This window comes from Bacillus sp. (in: firmicutes) (genome assembly GCA_012842745.1).
Classification (GTDB): domain Bacteria; phylum Bacillota; class Bacilli; order Bacillales; family Bacillaceae_J; genus Schinkia.
This window is the reverse complement of record DUSF01000037.1, coordinates 169,361-186,594: the sequence shown is the minus strand read 5'-3', so window position 1 is coordinate 186,594 and position 17,234 is coordinate 169,361. Positions and strand designations below refer to the sequence as shown.

Annotated in this window: 17 protein-coding genes and 1 pseudogene; 13 read left to right on the top strand and 5 right to left on the bottom strand. The window is 37.2% G+C overall.

Translation table 11 applies throughout. From position 1 onward, the window contains the following. Window positions 1-2 precede the first annotated feature (2 nt). From thiC to GX497_09320, 3 genes are all read left to right on the top strand, one after another. Complete coding sequence (gene thiC / locus GX497_09330; GenBank protein ID HHY73413.1) at window positions 3-1,787, top strand: phosphomethylpyrimidine synthase ThiC; 1,785 nt, start codon at window positions 3-5, stop codon at window positions 1,785-1,787. A gap of 169 nt (window positions 1,788-1,956) precedes the next feature. Next, window positions 1,957-2,820, top strand: a complete 864-nt coding sequence (locus tag GX497_09325) for a carbon-nitrogen hydrolase family protein (protein ID HHY73412.1) — start codon at window positions 1,957-1,959, stop codon at window positions 2,818-2,820. An 82-nt stretch (window positions 2,821-2,902) separates the two neighbouring features. Next, complete coding sequence (locus tag GX497_09320) at window positions 2,903-3,571, top strand: GNAT family N-acetyltransferase (GenBank protein HHY73411.1); 669 nt, start codon at window positions 2,903-2,905, stop codon at window positions 3,569-3,571. Window positions 3,572-3,657: 86 nt separating this feature from the next. Here GX497_09320 and GX497_09315 read toward each other — a convergent pair whose 3' ends face one another. The 3 genes and pseudogenes from GX497_09315 to GX497_09305 form a co-directional block, all read right to left on the bottom strand. Next, window positions 3,658-4,686, bottom strand: a complete 1,029-nt coding sequence (locus GX497_09315; GenBank protein HHY73410.1) for an aromatic acid exporter family protein — start codon at window positions 4,684-4,686, stop codon at window positions 3,658-3,660. 414 nt (window positions 4,687-5,100) lie between these two features. Then, the gene (locus tag GX497_09310; GenBank protein ID HHY73409.1) at window positions 5,101-5,850 is read right to left on the bottom strand and encodes an EAL domain-containing protein; all 750 of its coding nucleotides are present in this window, start codon (window positions 5,848-5,850) and stop codon (window positions 5,101-5,103) included. Window positions 5,851-6,322: 472 nt separating this feature from the next. Further along, window positions 6,323-6,757: pseudogene (locus GX497_09305) on the bottom strand (hypothetical protein). Between the two features lie 220 nt (window positions 6,758-6,977). Here GX497_09305 and GX497_09300 point away from each other — a divergent pair. After that, the gene (locus GX497_09300; protein ID HHY73408.1) at window positions 6,978-7,499 is read left to right on the top strand and encodes an adenylate cyclase; all 522 of its coding nucleotides are present in this window, start codon (window positions 6,978-6,980) and stop codon (window positions 7,497-7,499) included. 68 nt (window positions 7,500-7,567) lie between these two features. Here GX497_09300 and GX497_09295 read toward each other — a convergent pair whose 3' ends face one another. Together GX497_09295 and GX497_09290 are read right to left on the bottom strand one after the other, a co-directional pair. Beyond that, on the bottom strand, window positions 7,568-7,723 hold the full coding sequence (locus GX497_09295; GenBank protein ID HHY73407.1) for a toxin-antitoxin system HicB family antitoxin: 156 nt from the start codon (window positions 7,721-7,723) through the stop codon (window positions 7,568-7,570). Window positions 7,724-7,737: 14 nt separating this feature from the next. Then, window positions 7,738-8,592, bottom strand: a complete 855-nt coding sequence (locus tag GX497_09290) for an SPFH domain-containing protein (GenBank protein ID HHY73406.1) — start codon at window positions 8,590-8,592, stop codon at window positions 7,738-7,740. Window positions 8,593-8,764: 172 nt separating this feature from the next. Between GX497_09290 and GX497_09285 the strand changes: the two genes are divergently transcribed. The 9 genes from GX497_09285 (at window position 8,765) to GX497_09245 (ending at window position 17,231) form a co-directional block, all read left to right on the top strand. Beyond that, on the top strand, window positions 8,765-9,217 hold the full coding sequence (locus GX497_09285) for a helix-turn-helix domain-containing protein (GenBank protein HHY73405.1): 453 nt from the start codon (window positions 8,765-8,767) through the stop codon (window positions 9,215-9,217). Between the two features lie 2 nt (window positions 9,218-9,219). Continuing rightward, window positions 9,220-9,726, top strand: coding sequence for a hypothetical protein (locus GX497_09280; GenBank protein ID HHY73404.1), 507 nt, complete (start codon window positions 9,220-9,222; stop codon window positions 9,724-9,726). Window positions 9,727-10,402: 676 nt separating this feature from the next. Then, window positions 10,403-13,024, top strand: a complete 2,622-nt coding sequence (ppsA, locus tag GX497_09275) for a phosphoenolpyruvate synthase (protein ID HHY73403.1) — start codon at window positions 10,403-10,405, stop codon at window positions 13,022-13,024. Window positions 13,025-13,340: 316 nt separating this feature from the next. Then, window positions 13,341-13,652, top strand: coding sequence for a spore coat protein (locus tag GX497_09270; protein HHY73402.1), 312 nt, complete (start codon window positions 13,341-13,343; stop codon window positions 13,650-13,652). Between the two features lie 340 nt (window positions 13,653-13,992). Then, window positions 13,993-14,223 (top strand): hypothetical protein, encoded by a 231-nt coding sequence (locus GX497_09265; GenBank protein ID HHY73401.1) that lies wholly within the window; start codon window positions 13,993-13,995, stop codon window positions 14,221-14,223. A 189-nt stretch (window positions 14,224-14,412) separates the two neighbouring features. After that, on the top strand, window positions 14,413-14,553 hold the full coding sequence (locus GX497_09260) for a cytochrome c oxidase subunit 2A (protein HHY73400.1): 141 nt from the start codon (window positions 14,413-14,415) through the stop codon (window positions 14,551-14,553). Window positions 14,554-14,583: 30 nt separating this feature from the next. Next, entirely contained in the window at window positions 14,584-15,063 is a 480-nt protein-coding gene (locus tag GX497_09255; protein HHY73399.1) for a cytochrome B5, read from the top strand. Beyond that, entirely contained in the window at window positions 15,060-16,721 is a 1,662-nt protein-coding gene (locus tag GX497_09250; GenBank protein ID HHY73398.1) for a b(o/a)3-type cytochrome-c oxidase subunit 1, read from the top strand. The genes GX497_09255 and GX497_09250 overlap by 4 nt, the downstream gene beginning before the upstream one ends. Before the next feature lie 168 nt (window positions 16,722-16,889). After that, entirely contained in the window at window positions 16,890-17,231 is a 342-nt protein-coding gene (locus GX497_09245; protein HHY73397.1) for an alkylphosphonate utilization protein, read from the top strand. Window positions 17,232-17,234 lie beyond the last annotated feature (3 nt).

Here is a 17,234-nt window from a genome sequence, read left to right as displayed (position 1 = left end):
CGATGTCAACATCATCATTAAATGAAAAAAACATTTCCATCATGTCAAATTTTTCTGGAAGTAAAAAAGTTTATGTAACAGGTTCAAGACCTGACATAAAGGTACCGATGCGGGAAATAGCCTTAAGTCCAACAACTGGTAATTTTGGTGTTCAAGAAAATTCACCAGTAAGAGTGTATGATACAAGTGGTCCGTATACTGACCCCGCGTATAAAGTTGATCTGTCGAAAGGACTGCCTGCCCTTAGAAACGCTTGGATTCATGAAAGAGGCGATATTGAACAATACGAAGGACGGGAAATAAAACCTGAAGATAATGGCTATCGTGATGAAAATGATCCTCGTGCTAACGAAGCTGTGTTTCCTAATTTAAAACGTAAGCCGATGCGAGCGCAAAAAGGGAAAAATGTTACTCAGCTCCATTATGCAAAAAAAGGAATCATCACACCGGAAATGGAGTTTATCGCTATACGGGAAAACGTGAAGCCTGAATTTGTCCGTGATGAAGTTGCAAAGGGAAGGGCGATTATTCCAGCTAATATTAATCATCCAGAAATTGAGCCAATGATTATCGGCCGTAATTTCCACGTTAAAATAAATGCTAATATTGGCAATTCAGCTGTTACGTCTTCGATTGAAGAAGAAGTGGAGAAAATGACGTGGGCGACACGCTGGGGTGCAGATACAATCATGGACCTTTCAACAGGTAAAAACATTCATACAACTAGAGAATGGATTATCCGCAACTCAACTGTACCAGTTGGGACAGTACCGATTTATCAGGCTTTAGAAAAAGTGAATGGCATTGCTGAGGATCTAACGTGGGAAGTTTACCGCGATACATTAATTGAACAAGCTGAGCAAGGTGTAGATTACTTCACGATTCATGCCGGTGTTTTATTACGATATATTCCGTTAACAGCTAAGCGTGTAACTGGCATAGTTTCTCGTGGCGGCTCGATTATGGCGCAATGGTGTCTATTTCACCATCAGGAAAACTTCTTATATACGCATTTTGAAGAAATCTGTGAAATTATGAAAGCGTATGATGTCGCCTTTTCACTAGGGGATGGTCTCCGTCCAGGCTCTATAGCCGATGCCAACGATGAAGCGCAATTTGCTGAATTAGAGACATTAGGAGAACTTACAAAAATAGCTTGGAAACATGATGTTCAAGTTATGATTGAGGGACCAGGCCATGTTCCAATGCATCTTATTAAAGAAAATATGGATAAACAACTAGAACTTTGTGATGAGGCACCATTCTACACACTTGGGCCGTTAACAACGGATATTGCGCCAGGCTATGACCATATTACGTCTGCTATTGGTGCGGCGATGATTGGTTGGTATGGCACGGCGATGCTTTGTTATGTGACACCAAAAGAACATCTGGGTTTGCCAAATAAAGAGGATGTTCGCACCGGTGTTATTACTTATAAAATTGCCGCTCATGCCGCCGATTTAGCGAAAGGTCATCCGGGAGCGCAAATTCGCGATAATGCTTTATCAAAAGCGCGCTTTGAATTCCGCTGGCAGGATCAATTTAATTTATCGCTTGACCCAGAACGGGCTGTCGAATATCATGATGAAACACTGCCAGCAGAAGGAGCAAAAACATCTCATTTTTGTTCAATGTGCGGTCCGAAATTTTGCAGTATGAGAATTTCTCATGATATTAGAAATTATGCAGCAGAACATAATCTTGAAACAGCGGAAGCGATTGAAAAAGGAATGCAGGAAAAAGCTGAGCAGTTCAGGGAATCAGGTAGTAGCATCTACCAATAATAGATAAACAAAATTTTTACGGACACAGATTCTGTGTCCGTTCTCTCTTACGAAACGACCTTTTGCAAGTAATCCCCCTATAGATTCTTATAATCTTTATTTCCGATAAATTTTAATATATATTATCCATAAGAAGCATGAGAAAAATAATGTTGGGGGGAATCACATATTGAAAATTAGAGTATCAGCCGTTCAATACCATCTGCACACGATAAAATCTTTCGAAGAGTTTGCCAATCAATGTGAACATTATATAAAAACGGCTCAGGAGTTTGGCTCAGAGTTTGTACTATTTCCGGAATTTTTTACAACACAGCTATTATCAATTGGAAATGAACAAGGGGTGGGCTTAACAATAAATGAATTACCTGCTTTTACAGAGCAATATATTCGTTTATTTAAAAAATTCGCTGAGGAAACAGGAATGCATATTATCGGCGGTACACATGTTGTTGAGAGAAATCATCTGTTTTATAATGTCGCTCATCTTTTTTACCCAGATGGAAGAGTGGAAGAACAGGCTAAACTTCATATTACACCGACAGAGATCCAAGAATGGAATATGTCTGCAGGCGATTCATTTAAAATATTTGATACAGATAAGGGCAAGATTGCGATTCTCACATGCTATGATATTGAGTTTCCGGAAATTGTTAGAATCGCAAAAGCAAAGGGAGCCGATGTTATTTTTTGCCCATCATGTACAGATGATCGTCATGGATTTCACCGAGTTCGCTATACAAGCCATGCCCGTGCCATTGAAAATCAAGTATATGTTGTCGTCACAGGGACAGTCGGTTCGTTACCAACAGTAGATTTTATGCGAGCTAACTTCGGGCAGGCAGCTGTAATCACACCTAATGATATTCCGTTTCCACCAAAGGGACTTTTAGTAGAAGGGGAAATTAATCAGGACATGATCGTGACAGCAGACCTAGATTTACGTTTGCTTTATGAGGTACGTGAAAAAGGCTCGGTAACGACTTGGCGAGACCGTCGTACCGATTTATATGTTGATTGGGAAACTATATAGAAAGTGGATGTGTTTGTGTGCGCCGAAGCGTTTGCTTGATATGCTGGCATTAAGGGAAAACATGTAGAAGGGTGAGGTGCTAATGTATCGAAGTGAATTTTTTCTTTTTCATGATGGCAAGTCATTTCCAGTCGTCATCCGTAATTACACACGGGAGGATTTTGATGAACTGATTCAAATCCAGTCTGAATGTTTTCCACCTCCTTTTCCGTCTGAATTGTGGTGGGATAAGGAGCAACTCACCAATCATGTTACATTGTTTTCGGACGGTGCATTGTGTATCGAGGTTGATGGTAAGATGGCAGGTTCGATGACCAGCTTAATCGTCAATTTCGATGAAAAAAGTCCAAAGCACACATGGGAAGAAATCACCGATAATGGCTATATTCGTAGTCATAATCCTAATGGAAATACGCTTTATATTGTCGATATTGCTGTCAGGCCAAGCTTTCGCAAATATGGTCTAGGCAAATTGATGATGCAGGCGATGTACCATGTTGTCATTCAGCAAGGCTTAGAGCGGCTTCTTGGCGGAGGGCGGATGCCAGGCTATCAACAAGTAGCAGGGCAGCTATCTGCTGAGGAATACATCCGAGCCGTCGTGGAGGGGAAATTAAAGGATCCAGTTATTACGTTCTTATTACGATGTGGAAGGAAGCCACTGGCGATTGTTGAAAACTACTTGGATGATAAGGAATCACATCATTATGGTGTGTTGATGGAGTGGAAAAATCCGTTTATACACTTTTAAAAGTTTTCGTCAACCGATTATGGTCTTGAGTTTGATTGGATAGAAACAATCACTTTAGGGAACAATAATCGGTTGACGAAATATTTTTATTGTACTTTTTTGTTGTACTGTTCAATAAGCCTGTTTAACCGTTCAATTTGATAGGCATATTTATAAATGGACGAACTGATTACAGTAAGATTGATTTTTTTTTCGCGGTCTTCGTTGTGGGAATCTAAGACTTTTTCTAAAAAAGAGATTGTACGTGTCATAATATCCTCATCAAGTTGTGGTTCATCATTTTTAATGATGCCATCATACTTTAATAAAAATAGCTTATGATACTTTAGTAATTGTTCGATTTGTTGATCAAATAAATGATTTTCTTCCGAGTTTCGCTTACATTGAAAATAAAACTCGTCTATATTTTCTAGCACAATAAACCCTTGCTGGAGCGATTTTAACATTTGTTTGAAAACAACAATTTCCCGTAAATTCATATTATTTATTTTTGCCATTTTCTCGCGCTCTTCATCAAATAGCCTGTATTGTTCTTCTAATTTTAAAATATCATTCTCCAATTCCTTCATTTGCTTCTGATGTGATTTTTCGGTCATTTCATTCGATATTGATGTGCTCATCAAGAGCGACATATTTTCAAACACTGCATGAACTTTGTCCACGTAATTTTTTTTGTAATTTGGTGGATAAATGAGAATATTTACTAATAAAGCCGAGGTCATTCCAATTAAAATAATCTCAAAGCGATGCAAAGCAAAGCTTAAATCTTCATTTGTCGGTGCACTCATAATCGCCAGCACAGTAACTAACGTAAGGGTAATCGTTTCTGCCATCTTTAATTTCAAACTTATTAAAATAACGATAATCATAACAAGACCAATGGCAATCGGATCGTTCCCAATAAAATAGACAGCACAAATGGCGATTAAAGCACCCAATGTATTCGTCTGTACTTGGTCCCACACCTGTTTCCATGTTCGGTAAATCGACGGCTGGATTGTAAAAATGGCAGCTACTCCGGCAAACACAGCTGATTCAAGCTTAAAGATTGAACAAATATATAACGCAAGCGTCACAGCAATGCCCGTTTTAATGACTCGTGGCCCTAACGTCACGATGATCAAATCCTCCATTTCAAGACCATTATTCGGCCTGAATATTATTGTTTGCGAAATTGATGTTATTATAAGAATTACCTATTCAATATACGGTGAAACGGCAATTTTTTCAATTACTATTTCTTTTTTTTGGTTGTCTTATGTTGTTTGATGTGGTTTCGCAAAAACATCGGTCGCTTAAACCCGAGTTCAAGCGAAAGAATGAGAATCAACTTGCCCGCGTCTGTGAACCGATGGAATGTGGCAAGAAACTGAGAGGTTGCGAGGAATTTGTCCGCAAAACGATGGAATGTAATCAAGAAACGGTGAGGAAGCAGGAACCATGACCGTGAAATGATGGAATGCGGCCAAGAAACTGTGAGGTAGACAACAAACATGACCGTGAAACGTTACGGTGAGGTCTTGATATGATTAAATCCGCATTACCCCTGGTCGAATATCCTCCTGTGGTTTCCCTAGCGCATAGCCTTGCCCGTAATGTACGCCTTTTTCATATATAAATCTTAGTTCACCTACTGTTTCTATGCCTTCAGCGATAATTTTTGTAGAAGATTGATTTGCATATTCAATTATTAAAGCAACCAATTGCTGTTGCTCAATATTTTGGTCTATATTTTTAATAAGTGATTGGTCAAGCTTGATAAATTCTGGTTTCAAATAAACTAACGTTTTGAGGCTATTGTACCCTGAACCTACATCATCAATTGCAATTCGAAATCCTTGTGAACGGTAATTTGAGAGAACTTTTTCAAATAATGTAAAGTCTGTTACTGCACTTTTTTCTGTTAGCTCAAAAACAACCTGACTAGGTTTTATACCTAGCTCTTGTAAAAGTTGGAGTGTTTCGCCACTATGGTAGTTTGAATCTAATAATACGTTAGGGTGAATATTTATAAAAATCAAGAGGTTATTCTTGAGAGTATTTTCTTTTGTCTTAGCAATAAAACGTGAGAGCGATAAATTTCTACAAAAACACTCGAATGAAAATACTTGCTCTGTTTGGCCAACAAAATTATAAAATTCTTCAGTATTCGGAAATAGTCTGGAACGAGCAGGACGGTTTAATACTTCGTAGCCTAATGTCTCGCCAGATTCTAATTCTAAAATGGGCTGAAAAAATGTAGCTAATGATTTACTTTCCATTATTTTTTTAAATTCCATAAATCGCCTATAATGTAAAATCTCCTTTTTTTGTCTATTGTTTAAATATTTTAAATAGGAGTAAAAGCTATTAATCCAAACTCTTGGATATAACTGTCTATTCAATTGTTGCACCTTCTTTAAATGAATTAGTGTATATTTCTATTTTAATTGTCAATTGTTAACAAAAGGTAAATTAAGCATTAACTTTTTGTAAAGAAGGCTAAAGTAAACTTATTAAGCGATTGTTTTGCGTATCGCCCTCAATAGGATTAGAAATACGATTTCTATAATAAAACCTAAGATAGCGGAAATAATTGCTATTCCGATGAATTGCTGCGTTGAAAAATTGATTGTAAAGGAATTTGCAATCATCGTAAGTAGCATCACAATGATGTAGCCGTGAAATGTCCTCGATGAACGTCTAATTAAGCTTTCATCGTCATGTTGCTGAACAATCGCCATAATGAGCTGGAAAATATAAAAGACAAGTATTAATTTTTCCTACGTTGGCCGTAACGGTTTGTCGGTCTGAAAAAGCAACCGTTATTTCCTCGAACGACCATATATCGTCCGATCCTTCCTCGATCGGTAGATTGAATTTAGGCAACTTCAATCTCACTGATTTTAAATACTGATGGGAAAACTCCTGCGCAAACCTTGGTTTATTTGCTGTCCAATTCCAAAAATCTCCGTCTGAAGCAGGGTAGGCCTCAATCCCATCAAGTAAAGCATAGCTTACCTGAGATTGGTCCATCTTATTGCTTAAATAATAGAATGTTATATATGTTTCATCCTGCAAATAAGTTTCATAATAGTGGTCCAAAAAAATGGGGTGTTCAAGCTGTTTCGATTGAAAATACAAATAATTGCCCACCCAACTAAAAACAACAATTACCATACAAATCCAAAATATTTTTTCCTTCAAGAAGCTTCCCCCGATTCTTGTTTTCTTCGTTCCTTCATTTTATCATACGTCAAATGGGGAAATTAGTAATTTAAGCGCTAAAAATTGAAATGGCTGCATATAAAACAAAAAATAATTCATCCAAGTGGACAAATTATTAGCATCATGAAGTTATGTTCTTAATAGACTTAGAGTAAATAGTAATTAGATTAGGTTTATAAAAAAATAGAGGTGATTAAAATTGGAGCCCGGAAAGAAAATAGACAGAAAGTTTTTAGTCGAGAATGATTATCTGTTAGAGCGGTTAGATGTAGTTGCTATTGATTTAGTTGAACAGTTTTATATTGCTTTTGGAGATGATGAAGAGGTAAGGATTAGAAGAATTGAGGATTATAGCTCCGAACCCCACACACTTTCTTATTTTCTTACCATTAAGAAGGGACAAGGAATGTCCCGCATCAAAACAGAAGTTGAAATCGAGGAACATACTTATAAGCAGCTAATCTATGAGTTTAAACCAATCATCAAGAAGCGCTTATTTTATGATTACTGTGGGCACCATTTAACAATCTTTAAGTATTTCGGCAAATTAGAAGGATTAATAATTGTAAAGGTAGAGTTTGATTCTGAGGCAGAGGCAAAGCATTTTGAAATACCGCACTGGTTTAGTACGGAAATAACAGATGATTATTCCTATCGGAATCAGAACTTGTTTCTTAAAATAAATGATGTGTGTGACCTTAGCGAAGAAAAATCGGATTAAGCTTTTTAATAAATCATGCGATAAAATAGCTACAGAGGATTTGAAATCCTCTGTAGCTATTTTCATTCCTATGAATCTTTAAGCCTCTTCGCTTTTTTTGCCGCCTCTCTTAATAGGTATTCGATATGGGTATTGACGCTTCTTAACTCATCTTGAGCCCACTTTTCAAGAACCTCGTATAGCTTAGGATCTATTCGAAGTGGGAATTGTTTTTTCTTAGCCATGATAATTAGCCCCATTAATTATATAGGGAGCCAGTATTGATAATTGGCTGGGCACCGCGGTCAGAAACGATGGCGACCATCAAGTTATTAGCCATGACAGCTTTGCGTTCTTCATCCAACTCAAAATCCTTTTCTAATTTCGCAATTGCGGCCTGAACCATGCCGATGGCACCTTCAACTATCTTTTCGCGAGCGTCGATGATTGCTGCAGCCTGTTGGCGTTGCAGCATGGCTGACGCGATTTCAGGTGCATAGGCAAGATGAGTAAAACGAGCCTCAAGCACTTCAACGCCAGCCGCTTTTAAGCGTTCCTGCACTTCTTCCAATAGTTCATTTGCTACTTTTTCGGAATTTCCACGTAAAGAGTCGACATCGTTATTTGCCGTATCATAAGGATAACGGCTGGCAATATGGCGAAGGGCAGATTCGCTTTGCGTTTCCACAAATTCTTTATAACTATTTACATCAAAAGCTGCTTTAGCAGTATCTAAAACTTTGTAAACAATAACAGCTGCAATTTCAATCGGATTTCCATTCGTATCATTTACTTTTAATTTTGGACTATTAAAATTAAAAACCTTAATACTGATTTTTTGCGATGTTATTAGAGGAGTCGTCCACCATAATCCACTCTCTCTTAAAGTTCCTAAATACTTCCCAAAAAATAGCACAACCTTTGCTTCATTTGGTTTGACAAGGACGATACCAGTCGATAGAACAATGGCTATGAGCACCAATAGACTACCTAGTATCAATAAGCTAATGGTTCCTCCAGAATTAATTAAAACTAAAATCCCAGCTACTAAAATTGCTAAGATAATAAGACTTCCGATAAAACCGTTGATGGCACCTGCTTTTTTCTCAACCATGAAAAGTCCTCCTTTTGGAATCAATATGGTATTAAAATGATATCACTATTATATCATATTGATAGGAATAAGTCCTACGATTATATAACAGAAAAACATGGAAACAGCATTAAGAACTTATAAAATGATACCTAAAGTGTATAATTACACTAAAAGTGAAAGTAGGTGTATTATGGATCGCGAAACTGCAATTGTAGTAATCTCCGAAAAATTAAAACTCATCCGTACTGAGTATGATTTCACACAGGATAAAATGGCTGAAATTGTTGGGATTTCTAAAAAAACACTTGTCCAAATCGAAAAAGGGAGAACTACTGCCAACTGGACGACAATTGTGGCTGTTTGTGCATTATTCAACAATAGTGAGGTTCTAAACACGGTGTTGGGTGATGATCCAGTCGAACTTATTAGATTAATTGGTTTAAACAGCACCGAAGGAAAAAGAGAAAAAACAATGGGTGGTAAAGTTTGGTGGAAAGAGATTTCTAAAAAAGGAAATTTTCGCTTGCATCAAAATGTAATTAGCAATCATTATCGAATTTTAGATGAGGAAAATTACCGACGGTATAGCACATTTAATTTTGATGATGCGATAAAACGATTAAACGAATTGGTAGGTGAATAACTATGAAGGATATAAAACAATATAATGTTATTTTTCCAATTTGGTTTTTATTGTTTTTTCCGCCAGTCATTTTTATTACTCTTTTCGGAAATTTTTTGATTGATTCATTTGTCACTATGGCTTGTTTTTATATGTTTAAACTTTCAGGAACTCATAAAAACCTCTGGACATTTTATAAGAAAAGTATTTTGAAGGTATGGTTATTTGGTTTTTTAGCAGATATTATCGGTGCATTGATTTTATTTTTAGTTGCGATGGTTGGGGGTGAAATAGGATTATCCTATGAATTAACAACAGCCATAAGTTATGACCCATTTAGCCATCCAATTGCTGTAGTTATCATTTTAATCTCAATGCTTGTTGCCTCCTATTGTATTTTTATTTTTAATTATAAAATTACATTCAAATCCGTTATTGAGGAGAAACGTTTGAGATTTAAGGTTGCACTTACAATTGCCATTATCACTACACCATGGACATTTATATTGCCGACAAAATGGTTTTATTGACACTTGGGATTAAAATATACTTGTTTTAAATAAGCCAATTTCTTATTTACCCCTGCATTTACATTTAAAATTCTTTCAAAAAATTTGATTTAGATCAATGAAATTGTCCGTTGTATAAATCAGAATGTAAGCAATCAGAATAAATGAAAGGAAGAATAAGAAAATGAGAAAGTTTATCTTAAACTTAAGAAAAATACATCGATCTTTTACTATCCCAATGGTTATTTTAATCATATTGAAGGTTTCATTGATGAATAGTACATATGAAGCAACAGTTACAATATTTACTTCAATAGGCATGATGTTTATGGTGATTTCTGGACTAATAATATATATTGATACAATAAAAACAAAATCGTCGAAAAGGAAGAAACAAACAGTTCTCTAACTAAGCAAGTACAGCTTTTAATTTGTTGATGTTGTCAAGAAAATAGGAGCAGAGTAGATCACTAAATAGTTCGGTTCACAGGTAATTAATGATAAAAATATATGTATAGTTTGTGAAAAAGTGTGCTTGAACAGTCAGGTTACTGTATGGTAATTTCCGTTTTTTTTTTTGAAAATTGAACTCTTCCTACTTTAATTATAGCATATAAAAAATGGCCAATATAGACTATATATTCCCATTTACTACTGTTAAAATCAATAGAATAGTAACGGTTAGGAGAGATGCAGAATGAGTTCTTTAGTTCTCGGTTTTCAGGAAATGGAAAAAACACAGCTTTTACTCGTTGGCGGAAAAGGGTTAAATGTAGGGGAATTATCAAAAATTCAAGGAATACATGTACCAAAAGGATTTTGTATTACAACAGCAGGATATCAAAAAGCCATCGAACAAAGCGAAACGTTTCAAGCATTGTTGGATCAACTAACAATGCTAAAAGTAGAGAATCGGGATCAAATTGGCGAAATCAGCAGGAAGATTCGACAAACCATTATGGAAGTAGAAATTCCTTCTGATGTTGTGAAAGCAGTTGCTCACTATCTCTCCCAGTTTGGCGAGAACTGCGCTTATGCAGTACGTTCTAGTGCGACTGCTGAAGATTTACCACATGCCTCTTTTGCTGGTCAACATGACACCTATTTAAATATCATCGGAAAAGAAGCCATCTTGCAGCATATCCGCAAATGTTGGGCTTCCCTATTTACGGATCGTGCCGTGATTTACCGTATACAAAATGGATTTGACCACAGCCAAGTGTATTTATCCGTTATCATTCAACGGATGGTTTTCCCACAGGCTTCAGGGATTTTATTTACTGTTGATCCAATTACTTCTAACCGAAAACTGTTATCAATTGATGCCAGTTTTGGACTTGGAGAAGCACTGGTCTCTGGCTTGGTCTCTGCCGATTGTTATAAAGTACAGGAAGATAAAGTCATCGATAAGATGATAGCAACTAAGAAATTGGCTATCTATCCACGAAACGAAGGCGGAACAGAGACACAACCAATCAATCCGGATCAGCAAAAGACACAAACACTTACTGATCAACAAATTTTACAACTAGCACGTATCGGAAGACAGATCGAAGCTTATTTCGGTTGCCCACAAGATATCGAATGGTGTTTAGTTGATGATACATTTTACATTATCCAGAGTCGGCCAATCACTACTCTTTTCCCCATCCCTGAAGCGGGTGAGACCCAAGAAAACCACGTTTATGTCTCTGTTGGTCACCAACAAATGATGACCGCGCCCCTAAAACCATTGGGCTTGTCTCTTTTCCTTTTAACGACTCCTGCTCCCATGCGTAAAGCTGGTGGAAGGTTGTTTGTTGATGTTACAAATCATCTGGCTTCACCTGTCAGCAGAGAAATCTTATTAGATACCCTAGGAAAATCAGATCCGCTCATAAAAGACGCACTTATGACCATAATTGAGCGAGGAGATTTTATAAAAACGTTCCCAAACGATAAAAAAGAACAGATTCCAAGTAAAAGCAATAAAGATATGTCGTTTCCGAGTTCTCAAGCACAAATCGAAAACGATCCGACAATCGTTACTGATTTAATTAAGCGTAGTCGAACATCGATAGAAGAGTTAAAACAAAACATCCAAACGAAATCTGGATCGGCTTTATTTGATTTTATACTAGAAGATATCCAGCAATTAAAGAAGATTTTTTTATTTGACCCACAAAGTTTGGCTGTGATTATGGCGGTACAGGATGCTTCATCATGGATCAATGAAAAAATGAACAAGTGGTTAGGTGAAAAAAACGTAGCATATAAGCTTTCTCAATCTGTACCAAACAATATTACTTCGGAAATGGGCCTAGCGCTATTGGATGTCGCCGATGTGATTCGTCCTTATCCGGAAGTAATTGAATATTTACAAGATGTAAAAGATGATAACTTTTTGGAGAAAATCGTTAAGTTTGATGGTGGAAAGGAAATCCAAGATGCAATAATAGCTTATCTTAACAAATACGGAATGCGATGTGTCGGAGAAATCGATATTACCAGAACTCGATGGAGCGAAAAACCAACTACACTTATTCCCTTCATTCTAAATAATATTAAAAACTTTGAGCCGAATGCCAGCCGTCGGAAATTTGAACAAGGGAGACGTGTTGCTTTGAAAAAAGAACAAGAGTTATTAGATCGATTGAAGCAATTACCGGATGGTGAACAAAAAGCCAAAGAAACAAAACAAATGATTGACCTAATCCGGAATTTCAGCGGGTTTAGGGAATATCCTAAATACGGCATGATTAATCGTTACTTCGTTTATAAGCAGGCTTTACTAAAAGAAGCCTACAAATTAGTCCAAGCGGGCGTTATTTATGAAAAAGAAGATATATACTATCTCACTTTTGAAGAATTTCGCGAAGCTGCAAGCACAAATAAGCTGGATTACCAGATCATCAGCAAACGAAAAGACGAGTACAAATTATATAAAAAACTAACACCCCCACGTGTTATCACGTCTGATGGTGAAACACTCTCCGGTGAATACAAACGAGAAAATCTCCCAGCCGAAGCTATTGTAGGTCTGCCGGTTTCTTCAGGAGTTATAGAGGGACGCGCTCGTGTCATCTTAAATATGGAAGATGCTGATTTAGAAGATGGAGATATAGTAATCACTTCCTTTACTGACCCTAGCTGGACGCCATTGTTTGTATCCATAAAAGGACTAGTCACCGAAGTTGGTGGACTGATGACCCATGGAGCTGTTATAGCACGCGAATATGGCTTACCAGCAGTTGTCGGAGTGGAAAATGCCACCAAACTGATAAAAGATGGGCAACGGATTCTTGTCAATGGAACAGAAGGGTATATCGAAATATTGTAATTGCTGAATACCTTACAGTATGAAAGATGGGCTATTCAAATAGTCAATTCATGACTCTTGGATAGCCATTTTTATTTTAAGCCTATCAATACTTTTAATAGGATGTAGCAAAGAAAAAGAGGATACAAAAGATGACTTTGGGTTTGAAAGAACCCAAAAAATCGAAATGTATTCAGTCGAAAATCTAGAATCGGCTTATGTCTATATAAATTCGTTGATTCTGGACATATACCCAAGAATTTATCCCAAAAATGAATATGCTGTACTGTAAAATTAAATGAGGAGGATGAAAATGATTCCTACTAATTATGCCCATATGCTGACAGATCAAAGGTTTGGTTTAGGCAGACCAGGTTCCGGATTTGGCTTTTCACCAGGACTTGGTTTAGGCGGACCAGGTTCCGGGTTAGGTTTTGGACCAGGACTTGGTTTAGGCGGACCAGGTTTAGGACCTGGTTTTTATCCAGGACTTGGCTTAGGTGGTCCAGGTTCAGGCTTTGGTTTCGCACCAGGGCTTGGTTTAGGTGGACCAGGCTCAGGGTTAGGTTTTTATCCAGGACTTGGTTTAGGCGGACCAGGTATTGGATATGGTTATCCGCACCCTTACCCATATCACCACCATTATTAAAAATTGCTGAAATAAGGGGTTCAAATCCAAATGAAACAGGGGTATCTACAATCGTAGAACCTCCTGTTATATTTGGGAATAGTGAAGGTTTGTTGATTATTGGCTGGAACCCTATCTTAGTGACAATTTGAATGAATGACTAAATTAGCTGGATTACCTGATAAATAAGCATTTACAAGGTTATCAGTAAGTTACTATGAATAATTCAGGTTAAAAGTTTTTCTTTTAATGCCAATGATATCGAGTAACGATCCTTAAATATAATCGTGAGCAAAAAACATTTACCGAAATTGCCAGATTAGAGCCGAAAGAGCATGAAAAGTCACTTGTCATTGAACAAATGTCCCTTGACCCAACAGGCCAATATGTAGTTGCTGATGTATTTTCCGAGCCTAGCTTTGTTCCAGACACTTACCTTTATGATGTGATGAACGGAACAAAAATTGAACAGTTTACTAGAGTACATTCGTTATTTTGGCAAAATCAGAAATTGATGCTGCAAGTGATTGATGAAAGCCAATGGATGTTATACGAATACAATCCAAAAACGAATGTAAAAAACTTATTTTAACATAGCAAAAAGCCAATTCAGCGTGTGCATCAGTACACGTGAATTGGCTTTTTAAAATTTTAATGAATTTTTTATGAAATTTTTATGAATCTTGCCAAAATGTGGCCGATTCGATATGGACAAAATGTGATTTTTGTCATAATGACCTTGTGATTATCTGTTTTCATTATTTGAAGGGATGTGAATAAAATGGCAAAACCAGAATTGCATCATAAGACTCAAGTTGAAGATAGCAGTTCATTAAGAGGAACGCTTGTAATGACTTCAATTCTAGGCATCATTTTAGTTTTTTCTTGGTTTGGCATATTTAATTTGTACTTGAATCGTTAATTCTACGTTTAGAAAGGAGCATTGGTAACCATGCACATGCATAAGTATGAAAAGCTCTGGCTCTTATTTGGCATCGGCGCTTTACTTGCATTCACGATCACTATAGGAATTAGTGCATTTTACATGGGAAATCAGCCACCAAGCTGTCTAGTAACAGTCGATCCAGCTAAAGTTGATACAACAGCACCGTTTGATCAGCCTGGTCTGAAGCAAGTGGGTGACAAACAATATGAGCTAGTAGTAGTAGCATCGGCATTCAACTATGATGTAGGACCAGAAAAGGTCATTAAAGTTCCTGTTGGATCGACGATAAACTTTATTGGGACAACGAAAGATGTCATTCATGGGTTTGAAGTAGCTGGCTCAAATGCAAACATGATGTTGGAGCCGGGTTATATTAATACTGTTGAAACGAAATTCAATAAGCCTGGTAAATATACAATTGTTTGTAATGAATATTGTGGTTTAGGTCACCACTTAATGTATGCAACGTTGGAGGTGGTTGAATAATGAAATCGATTGTTAGTATCAATCCAAAAGATGCAAAGCTTACAATGGCATTTCTTTATGTTGCTTTTATTTCATTATTATTAGGTGTTACTGCTGGATTACTTCAAGTTTTGGTGCGTTCTGGAAAGGTAACGCTTCCGGCTGGCATTGATTATTATCAAGTTCTAACCGTTCATGGCGTTTTACTAGCACTTGTTTTAACTACTTTCTTTATCATTGGCTTTATTTTTGCGACACAAAGTAAAACTGCTGGTACGTATAGTGACGGTGAGCGTCGCTGGGGTTGGATTGCCTATTGGATCATGACAATTGGTGTAGCCATTACAGCAACCTTCATTTTATTAGGTGAAAGTTCAGTACTCTACACAATGTATGCTCCATTAATGGCACATCCATTACATTACATTGGTTTGACACTAGTAGTAGTTGGCAGCTGGATATGTAGTTTTGTAATCTTTCATCGCCATGCACGTTGGAAAAAAGAACACCCTGGACAAGTTACGCCGCTTTTAAGCTTTATGGCTGTCAGTACAATGATCATGTGGCTAGTTGCTTGCCTAGGTTTAGCAACGACCGTTTTAGTGCAAATTATTCCTTGGTCATTAAAGCTTGTACCAACGATTGATGTTTTAATTAGCCGAACATTATTCTGGTATTTTGGTCATCCACTCGTATATTTCTGGTTACTTCCTGCTTATATGGCGTGGTATGGAATTGTACCGAAAATTATTGGTGGTAAGATTTTCAGTGATGCATTGGCACGTTTATCATTCGTATTATTCATTTTGTTCTCTATTCCAGTTGGCTTCCATCATCAATTATTGGAGCCGGGGATTGATCCATTCTGGAAGTACTTACAAGTTGTCTTAACATTCTTAGTTGTTATTCCATCGTTAATGACTGCCTTCGCTTTGTTTGCAACCTTTGAAATGCGTGGCCGCGAATTAGGAGCGACAGGTTTAATGGGCTGGTGGAAGAAGCTACCTTGGAAAGATGTTAGGTTCTTAGCACCGTTCATCGGTATGGTATTTTTCGCATTTGGTGGTGCAGGGGGACTTGTAAATGCTTCCCACCAAATGAACCAAGTTGTTCATAACACTATTTGGATTACAGGGCATTTCCATTTAACAGTTGGTTCTGCTGTGATGATGACGTTCTTCGGTGTAACATTCTGGTTAGTGCCCTCCATTACTGGGCGTAAACTAACACCGAAAATGAATAAAGTAGCATTAGTTCAAACTTGGTTATGGACAATCGGTATGGTTTTCATGTCAGGCGCCATGCATACCGCTGGTCTACTTGGAGCGCCGCGTCGTTCAGCATTTTCAACATATGCGAGCAACCTAGATAGCCTAGCATGGATTCCATATCAAATAGCCCAAGCAGTTGGTGGGTCGATTTTATTCCTCGGCGGGCTATTAATGGTATTTATTTTCTTTAACCTTGCATTTAGCGCTCCGAAAGGTGAAGAGGAATTCCCGATTGCGGAAGTCCATGATAAGGCTGAAAAAGTACCGATGATTTTTGAAAACTTTAAAGTATGGGTTGTCGTTACGATAGCTTTAGTATTATTCGCATACACAATACCGTTTATTGATATGATTCAAAATGCACCGCCAGGCTCACCAGGCTTTACAAACGTTATTGGTCGTCAATAAACCAATTCTTACCAACAACGGGCCTGTCCAGAAGTCTATTAAACAGACATTTGGACAGGCTTTTATTATAAATATTTTTATTGTGACCGGGTTTGATTGGAAAACGAAGGGAATTTGCCATATATGAGGAAGTGTGGTATAAGGATAAGGGAATGGAGGGGATAAAGAATGGCAAATTTACCAAATTGCCCAAAATGCAATTCACAATATACATATGAGGATGGTAGTCTGTTAATATGCCCAGAGTGCGCATACGAGTGGACTTTAGAAGCAGAAACAGAAAAGAATGAGGACCAAAAAATTATAAAAGATGCCAATGGTAACATATTACAAGATGGTGATACTGTAACAGTAATTAAAGATCTCAAAGTAAAGGGATCATCTTTAGTTGTAAAGATTGGCACAAAAGTAAAAAGTATCCGTTTAGTGGATGGCGACCATGATATTGATTGCAAGATTGATGGCATCGGTGCGATGAAACTAAAATCTGAATTTGTTAAAAAAGTATAAAAA

Excerpts from the sequence above, each read along its gene's own strand:
- GX497_09295 (HHY73407.1), bottom strand. The coding sequence starts at position 7,723 with ATGGCTAAGAAAAAACAATTCCCACTTCGAATAGATCCTAAGCTATAC.
- GX497_09310 (HHY73409.1), bottom strand. The coding sequence starts at position 5,850 with ATGGAATTTAAAAAAATAATGGAAAGTAAATCATTAGCTACATTTTTT.
- GX497_09255 (HHY73399.1), top strand. The coding sequence starts at position 14,584 with ATGCACATGCATAAGTATGAAAAGCTCTGGCTCTTATTTGGCATCGGC.
- thiC (HHY73413.1), top strand. The coding sequence starts at position 3 with ATGTCAACATCATCATTAAATGAAAAAAACATTTCCATCATGTCAAAT.
- GX497_09280 (HHY73404.1), top strand. The coding sequence starts at position 9,220 with ATGAAGGATATAAAACAATATAATGTTATTTTTCCAATTTGGTTTTTA.
- GX497_09290 (HHY73406.1), bottom strand. The coding sequence starts at position 8,592 with ATGGTTGAGAAAAAAGCAGGTGCCATCAACGGTTTTATCGGAAGTCTT.
- GX497_09320 (HHY73411.1), top strand. The coding sequence starts at position 2,903 with ATGTATCGAAGTGAATTTTTTCTTTTTCATGATGGCAAGTCATTTCCA.
- GX497_09270 (HHY73402.1), top strand. The coding sequence starts at position 13,341 with ATGCTGACAGATCAAAGGTTTGGTTTAGGCAGACCAGGTTCCGGATTT.
- GX497_09265 (HHY73401.1), top strand. The coding sequence starts at position 13,993 with ATGTCCCTTGACCCAACAGGCCAATATGTAGTTGCTGATGTATTTTCC.
- ppsA (HHY73403.1), top strand. The coding sequence starts at position 10,403 with ATGAGTTCTTTAGTTCTCGGTTTTCAGGAAATGGAAAAAACACAGCTT.
- GX497_09260 (HHY73400.1), top strand. The coding sequence starts at position 14,413 with ATGGCAAAACCAGAATTGCATCATAAGACTCAAGTTGAAGATAGCAGT.
- GX497_09245 (HHY73397.1), top strand. The coding sequence starts at position 16,890 with ATGGCAAATTTACCAAATTGCCCAAAATGCAATTCACAATATACATAT.
- GX497_09285 (HHY73405.1), top strand. The coding sequence starts at position 8,765 with ATGGATCGCGAAACTGCAATTGTAGTAATCTCCGAAAAATTAAAACTC.